Annotated in this window: 5 protein-coding genes and 1 pseudogene; all 6 read right to left on the bottom strand. The window is 71.1% G+C overall.

The annotated features are described in order from the left end of the window. Positions 1 to 549 (bottom strand): annotated as a pseudogene (locus tag H5J30_RS13020) (hypothetical protein); the annotation flags it as partial. A 1-nt stretch (position 550) separates the two neighbouring features. Further along, positions 551 to 1,924, bottom strand: coding sequence for an ATP-binding protein (locus H5J30_RS13025; RefSeq protein ID WP_181787595.1), 1,374 nt, complete (start codon positions 1,922 to 1,924; stop codon positions 551 to 553). A gap of 159 nt (positions 1,925 to 2,083) precedes the next feature. After that, on the bottom strand, positions 2,084 to 3,619 hold the full coding sequence (locus H5J30_RS13030) for an SCO6880 family protein (protein ID WP_181787596.1): 1,536 nt from the start codon (positions 3,617 to 3,619) through the stop codon (positions 2,084 to 2,086). 6 nt (positions 3,620 to 3,625) lie between these two features. Next, positions 3,626 to 4,963 (bottom strand): hypothetical protein, encoded by a 1,338-nt coding sequence (locus H5J30_RS13035; protein ID WP_181787597.1) that lies wholly within the window; start codon positions 4,961 to 4,963, stop codon positions 3,626 to 3,628. Beyond that, on the bottom strand, positions 4,953 to 5,789 hold the full coding sequence (locus H5J30_RS13040; protein WP_181787598.1) for a DUF8175 domain-containg protein: 837 nt from the start codon (positions 5,787 to 5,789) through the stop codon (positions 4,953 to 4,955). The genes H5J30_RS13035 and H5J30_RS13040 overlap by 11 nt, the downstream gene beginning before the upstream one ends. Before the next feature lie 214 nt (positions 5,790 to 6,003). Beyond that, on the bottom strand, positions 6,004 to 6,312 hold the full coding sequence (locus H5J30_RS13045; protein ID WP_018840935.1) for a DUF8827 family protein: 309 nt from the start codon (positions 6,310 to 6,312) through the stop codon (positions 6,004 to 6,006). Positions 6,313 to 6,779 lie beyond the last annotated feature (467 nt).

The following is a 6,779-nucleotide window of genomic DNA, read 5'->3' on the forward strand; positions in this document are numbered from 1 at the left end:
ACCGCCGACGCGGCCCCTGCCGAGGGTCCCGCAGCAGAGCACGCCGCGGGACCCTCGGCAGGGGCCCCGGCGCCCCGTGTCCTCGTAGCCGCCGTGGTCCCCGTACCCGTCGTAGCGGTCGTCCAGGCCGTCTGCCAGCGCCTCGTCCCCCGCCGCCGCCTTGCGTGCCGCGGCCCGGCGGGCCCGCCAGCTCGCCAGCGTCGTCATCCCCACGAGCGTGAACGTGCCGAGCACCATCAACTGGCTGATGAACACGCCCCAGAACAGGCCCCACCCCGAGAGGGACTTCGCCGGCGTGTCCGACCAGGCGGCCGGCAGGTCGTGCGGCTCCGAGACCAGCTCGCGCATCGCCAGCGGTGTCCTGGTGAACGTGACGCCGTCCGGCCATGCCCCGTGCGCCAGCACCCCGGACAGGCCCGTCGCCGTCCACACGAGGATGGTGAGGCCCAGCAGGAATGCCAGTACGCCGAGGAGCAGGGCGTCGGGGATGCCCCGCTCCGGGCTGTCCTGGTCCCCGCCCCGGTTTCGTCCACCGCGACCCTGCGCCATCTCAGGCCACCGTCGATTCCTTCTCCATCACCACCGGACCGGTGTCGTCCGCCGCCTCCAGGGCCGGCACCGGGGCGGACTCCGTCATGGCCCGGTCGGTGAAGACCAGCGGCCGTTCGGCCTCGGTCACCAGGTGCTTGACGACCTGGACGTTGCCGTTGACGTCCCAGACGGCGATGCCGGGCGTGAGCGTCGGGATGATCTCCACCGCCCAGCGCGGCAGCCCGAGGACCTTTCCCGTCGCACGGGCCTCGTCCGCTTTCTGGGCGTAGATCGTGCGTGTCGACGCCATCTTGAGGATCGCCGCCGCCTCCCGTGCCGCCGCTCCGTCCACGACGTCCGACAGGTGGTGGACGACGGCGACGAAGGAGAGGCCGAGCCGGCGGCCGAACTTCAGCAGCCGCTGGAAGAGCTGGGCGACGAAGGGGGAGTTGATGATGTGCCACGCCTCTTCCACCAGGAAGATGCGCTTCTTGCGGTCGGGGCGGATCCAGGTGTGCTCCAGCCACACGCCGACGATCGCCATGAGGATCGGCATGGCGATCGAGTTCCGGTCGATGTGGGACAGGTCGAAGATGATGAGCGGCGAGTCGAGGTCGATGCCGACGGTCGTCGGGCCGTCGAACATGCCGCGCAGGTCGCCGTCGACGAGGCGGTCGAGGACGAGGGCCACGTCAAGGCCCCAGTTGCGGACGTCCTCGACGTCGACGTTCATGGCCTCGGCGGCGGTCGGGGCGGGGTGGCGGAGCTGCTCGACGATGTCGGTGAGCACCGGCTGGCGGTCGGTCACGGTCTCGTTGACGTACGCGTGGGCGACCTTGAGGGCGAAGCCGGAGCGCTCGTCCAGGCCGCTGCCGGTGGCGACTTCGATGATCGTACGGAGCAGGGCGAGCTGGCCGGTGGAGGTGATCGCCGGGTCGAGGGGGTTGAGGCGGATGCCGATGTCGAGGGCCGCGAGGGGGTCCAGGCGGATGGGGGTGATGCCCAGCTCCTGCGCGATGAGCGCCCACTCGCCCTCGCCGTCCTCGCCCTGGGCGTCGAGCACGACGACCTGGCGGTCGCGGAAGCGCAACTGGCGTAGGACGTACGTCTTCTCCAGCGCGGACTTGCCGTTGCCGGACTCACCGAGGACCAGCCAGTGCGGCGCCGGGAGCTGCTGGCCGTAGAGCTGGAAGGGGTCGTAGATGTAGCCCTTGCCGCTGTAGACCTCGCGGCCGATGATCACGCCGGAGTCGCCCAGTCCGGGCGCGGCGGTGGGGAGGTAGACGGCTTGCGCCTGCGCGGTGGAGGTGCGCACGGGCAGCCGCTGGGTCTCCGTCTTGCCGAAGACGAAGCCCGCGAAGGCGCGCGTCGCCAGATCGAGGAGGTCGGCCATGGGGGGTCACCTGATCCCGGTCGCGAAGGGCAGGGTGCTGACGAGCGCGCGGAGGCGCGGGGTGCCCTTCCGGGCGGGGACCGGAGCGGGGGGTGGCGGGCCGCAGCGCCGCGGCGCGCGTGCCGTCCCGTGGTGGAGCAACAACCGCTGAGCCATGGGTCACCTGATCCCGGTCGCGAAAGGCAGCGTGTTCACGAAGGCGCGGTGGTGCTCTCTGTCGCACCATTCCAGTTTCAGGTATGACTTCCCCGCCGAGGCGCGGATCGTGCGCTTGTCGCGGGCGAGGGCCTCGGGGGAGCGGGCGGAGACCGTGAGGTAGCCGACGAGGTTCACGCCGGCGGCGCCGGAGGCGAGATCCTCGCCGCGCTGGTCGATGCGGGTGTGGTGGGCGATGTCCCGGGGGTCGACGACGCGGTTCATCTTCGCCTGCCGGGACGCCTCGGCGTCGTCGTTCGTCTTCTCCGTCAGCATCCGCTCGATGGCCACTTCTGTGGGCTCCAGGTCCATGCATACGGCGACCGTGCGGATGACGTCCGGGGTGTGGACGAGGAGCGGGGCGAGGAAGTTCACGCCGACAGGGGTCATCGGCCATTCCTTCACCCACGCGGTGGCGTGGCACCAGGGGTCGCGGGTCGCCGACTCGCGGGTCTTGGCGCGCAGGTACTGCGGGTCCACGGCGTCCAGTTCGGCCGGCCAGGCGTTGCGCTGGGTCATGGCCTGGATGTGGTCGATGGGGTGGTCAGGGTCGTACATGGAGTGCACGAGGGCCGCGAGGCGCGCGATGCCCAGTGGCTGCCGTACGCGGATGTCGGCCTCGGCGAGACGGGCGCAGATGTCGCCCAGCTCGCGGGCCATGATGACGGCGATGCACTCGTCGCGGCTCTGCTTGGTCGCCCGGCCCATGACCGTGGCCTCCTGGCCGAGGTCGCGCGTGTAGGGCATGCAGGCGACGAGGTAGGCGCGGTGCTGCTCGGAGGAGGTGGAGACCATGGACTGGAGCTGGTCGTACGAGCCTTTTATCCACTGCGGCGCGCGCGGGTCGCCGCGCTGCGAGACGTCCTTGGCGTGCGCGTCGGGGTCGGCGGGCAGCGTACGGGCGAGCATCTGCAGGCGGCGTACGAAGCCGTCCCCGTTGGCGGCGTGCTTGAGGAGCGTGCCGAAGCGGTCGACGAGGGCTTCCTGGTCCTCGCTGTCGCGCAGGCCGACGCCGGGGCCCTCGATCTCTATGACGGCGGTGACGGTGCGGCGGTCGGCGTGCAGCAGGACGGCGATCTCGTCCGGGCCGAAGGGGGCGACCTGCCAGTTGATGCGGCCGATGCCGGGCGGCGTGCCGACGGCGACCTCCTCGCCGCTGAGGCGGGTGCCGGCTTCCTGCGCGCCGGAGCGGTAGACGGCGGCGCCGCTGCGCAGGAGGCGGCGGTGGTTGCGGTTGATCTCGAACCAGCGGTAGAAGGTGCGGCCGCGGTACGGGACGTAGACGGCGGCGAGGGCGAGCATCGGGAAGCCCATGAGCAGCACGATGCGCAGCATCAGCACGGGGACGAGGAGGCCGCACATCATGCCGAGGAAGGCGCCGCCGATGATCAGGCCGATCTCGCCGGTCTCGCGGTTGCGGCCGACGATGGCGTTGGGGCGGGCCTTGCCGATGAGGTACGTGCGACGGGGGGTGATCGGTGGTGTGTCGTGCGTGGTCACCGCAGGTCACCTCCTGTTTCCGGGCTGTTGGGAGGACTGCGGGGGCACGCCGCGGCCGCCCTGCGAGCCGGACCCGGAGCCGGGGCGGGAGCCGCCGGAACTCTGGTTGGCGGTGCTGGGCTTGGGCGGGGCGGACTGCTGCGGGCGGGTGCTGTGGGCGGAGACGCCGCCCGCGACCGGGTTGGCGGGCCGGGCGGCGGAGCGGGACTCCCCGCTGGCGCCGCCGCCGGAGGACGAGGTGCGGGAGCCGTGGGTCTTCATGCCCGCGGTGACGAGCGCGGCGGGGGTGGCCATGACGGCGGAGGCCGGGTTGGCGGAGGTCGCGCGGCGGCCCTGCTTGGCGGTCATGATCTCGTCGCCGAAGCCGGGCACGAAGCGGTAGATCATCGCGCTGGCGAAGATGGCGAGCAGGATGATCGCGAGGCCGGAGACGACGGCGGAGAAGGCGTCGGGCCCCTCCTCGGCGGACAGGGCGCCGGCGAGGCCGAGGACGATCACGATGACCGGTTTGACGAGGATCACGGCGATCATGATCCCGGCCCAGCGGCGGACGTGGTGCCACATGTTCTTGTCGACGAGCCCGGCGTAGACGGCGGTGCCGAGGAGGGCGCCGACGTAGAGGAGGGCGGCGCGGATGACGAGCTCCAGCCAGAGCACGCCTGCGGCGAGCACGGAGACGAGGGAGACGACGATGAGCATGATCGGCCCGCCGCCGATGTCCTCACCCTTCTTGAGCGCTTCGGAGAAGCCGCCGAAGAAGGTGTCGGTGTTGGACGACGTACCGGAGGCGATGGCTTCGGTGACGGAGTCGGTGGCGGTGACGAGGGTGTAGAGGACGAGGGGGGTGAAGGCGGAGGCGAGGACGGTGAGCCAGAGGAACCCGATGGCCTCGCCGAGGGCTTCGCCGAGGGGGACGCCGCGGATGGCGCGCTTGGCCACGGCGAGGAGCCAGAGGGTGAGCGTGAGGATGGTGGAGGCGGCGAAGACGACGGCGTACTGGCGCAGGAAGGTGGCGTTGGTGAAGTCGACGGTGGTGGTGGAGGTGACGGCGTCGGAGAGCTTGTCGATGGTCCATGCCGCGGCTTCGGCACACCCTTTGGCCAGCGAGGACAGGGGGTCGACGGACTCCGTGACGTCGCCGGGGGAGTTGGGCGCGGAGCGGCCGCCGTCGTCCTCCTTCTCGCAGTAGTCCCGGGCAGGGCCGATGAGGCTGTCGCAGGCGCTGCCGCCGTCCTGCGCGGGTACGGCGCCGAGGGCGCGGGGGGCGGCGAGCAGGAGGGCGGCCTGCCCACCGGCGAGCAGGGCGAGGGCTGAGGCGATGCGGCGCCGCGGGCTACCGGGCATAGGTGAAGCCTCCGAACTGCTCGACGGCGTCCTCGATCTGCTCGTCGGTCGCCGCCGGTACGTCACCGGGGACGGGGGCGGGGCCCCGCTTCTGGGAGTCGGCGGCGATCTTCCAGTCGCCGTCCGACCACTGGAGTTCGAAGGTCCAGGTGTGCCAGGTGGTGCGTACGGGCACGTCCGAGTCGGGGCCCGCCAGGCCGATCAGGCCGGTGTACCAGACGGCGACGGTGGCCGCTCCGTCCTCGTACGCCTTGACCGTCGTGCCGATCGGGACGGTCCGGGAGATGAAGGTCATGCCGGAGGGGGGCTCGCCTTCGGCGTCGAGGCCGAGGTTGGCGAGGAGGTCCTCGGAGTACGCGGCGTCCATTCCGGCCTTGGTCTTCTCCGCCGATTCCGGTGTGTACAGGGCGTCGACCAGCTCGTGGCGGCCTTCGGGTGTGAACATCTGGTCGCCGCCGAGCGCGACGGCGTAGTTCGCGGCTGCCGACTGGGCGCCCTCTGCGGAGTGGGGGAAGCCTGTGGGGATGCCGTTGGTGGCGGTCTTGGCCGGGGTGTCGCCCGTGGGGGCGGTGGGTTGGGTGCTGGTGTCGGGGTTGGCGGCGGTGTCGGGGTCGTCGTCCTGGGTGTTGCCGCCGCGGTTGGCGAACGCGATGGCGGCGATCAGGAGGACCACGACGCCCACGACCGTGACCATCGCGCGGGACGGCGACACGCGGCCGCCGCGGCGCGGGGCGCCGTAGCGGGCGTCGTTGTCGCCTTCGGCGAAGCGGGTGCGGGTGCCGGGTTCCGAGGTGGCGTAGTCGACGTAGTCGTCGTCGTGGCTCATGCCGGGTCACCCCCTCCGTGCGCCGGTGCTGCGTTGCGCCGGCGTGCCGTAGGCACAAGAAGGTAGCGGTGCGCCGTCCGACGGCGTACGGGGGTACCCGGGCCGCGGCCGGGGGGTGGCTGCCTCCCGGGTGCTCGCGGGCTCGGGCGACGTCCCGTCGCCGTGTGCCGCACCGCTGTTCGCCGTACGCCTGGCCCTGAAGTCACGGCCCGGCCTACACCGCCATTCCGTACACGATCGTGAACACGGTGCCGAGGGAGCCGATGATGAACACTCCCGTCAGTCCCGCGACGATCAGCCCCTTGCCCTGCTCCGCGCTGAACGTGTCGCGCAGCGCGGTCGCGCCGATGCGCTGCTTGGCCGCGCCCCAGATCGCTATGCCCAGGCACAGCAGGATCGCGACCGCCATGACCACTTCGATCATCACGCGCGCTTCTTGGCCCAGGCTTCCGAAGGGGCCCCAGTCAGGGGCGATACCGCCGATGATGGTGTTGATGTCGCCCTTGTCGGCTGCCAGGAACATGTCGTAACTCACCGCCCCATGCGCTGTGTTGCCGTCCGGGGTGGACGGCAGGAGTCATCGTCCATCCTCTCTGATGATGCCCGTGTGAGAGTCGATTTGGCGTCAACCGCGGCGATTTCACAAGGGTGTTCGGCGTTCTCCACTGGCTTTCCTGTGTGTATCACGTTAGGTGACTATTGGCAACGCTGTGTGCTTGCGGGGCCGGGGAGGCGGTCGGCTTGTCCGACCTGCGCGGAATCGGAATATGTGAAGAGTGGGCGCCGCGGTGACGGGCGCCGGGCGGGTCTCGTTGGTGGATTTGACTCAAACAGGCCCCAGGGAAGGCGGCGGATGTGTTCGAAGGGATGACGGTCGTCTCGGGGGTCGTGGTGCTCGTCGGCGCGGTCAGCGGCGTCGAGGCGTCTCTGCACGAGGCTGCCGGGCCGGTGGCGGCGTCGGCCGGGTTGGCTGGGTTGGCTGAAACGGCT

Source organism: Streptomyces phytophilus (assembly GCF_013870535.1).
In the GTDB taxonomy this organism is placed as follows: Bacteria; Actinomycetota; Actinomycetes; order Streptomycetales; family Streptomycetaceae; genus Streptomyces; species Streptomyces phytophilus.

Excerpts from the sequence above, each read along its gene's own strand:
- H5J30_RS13040 (WP_181787598.1), bottom strand. The coding sequence starts at position 5,789 with ATGAGCCACGACGACGACTACGTCGACTACGCCACCTCGGAACCCGGC.
- H5J30_RS13045 (WP_018840935.1), bottom strand. The coding sequence starts at position 6,312 with ATGTTCCTGGCAGCCGACAAGGGCGACATCAACACCATCATCGGCGGT.
- H5J30_RS13035 (WP_181787597.1), bottom strand. The coding sequence starts at position 4,963 with ATGCCCGGTAGCCCGCGGCGCCGCATCGCCTCAGCCCTCGCCCTGCTC.
- H5J30_RS13025 (WP_181787595.1), bottom strand. The coding sequence starts at position 1,924 with ATGGCCGACCTCCTCGATCTGGCGACGCGCGCCTTCGCGGGCTTCGTC.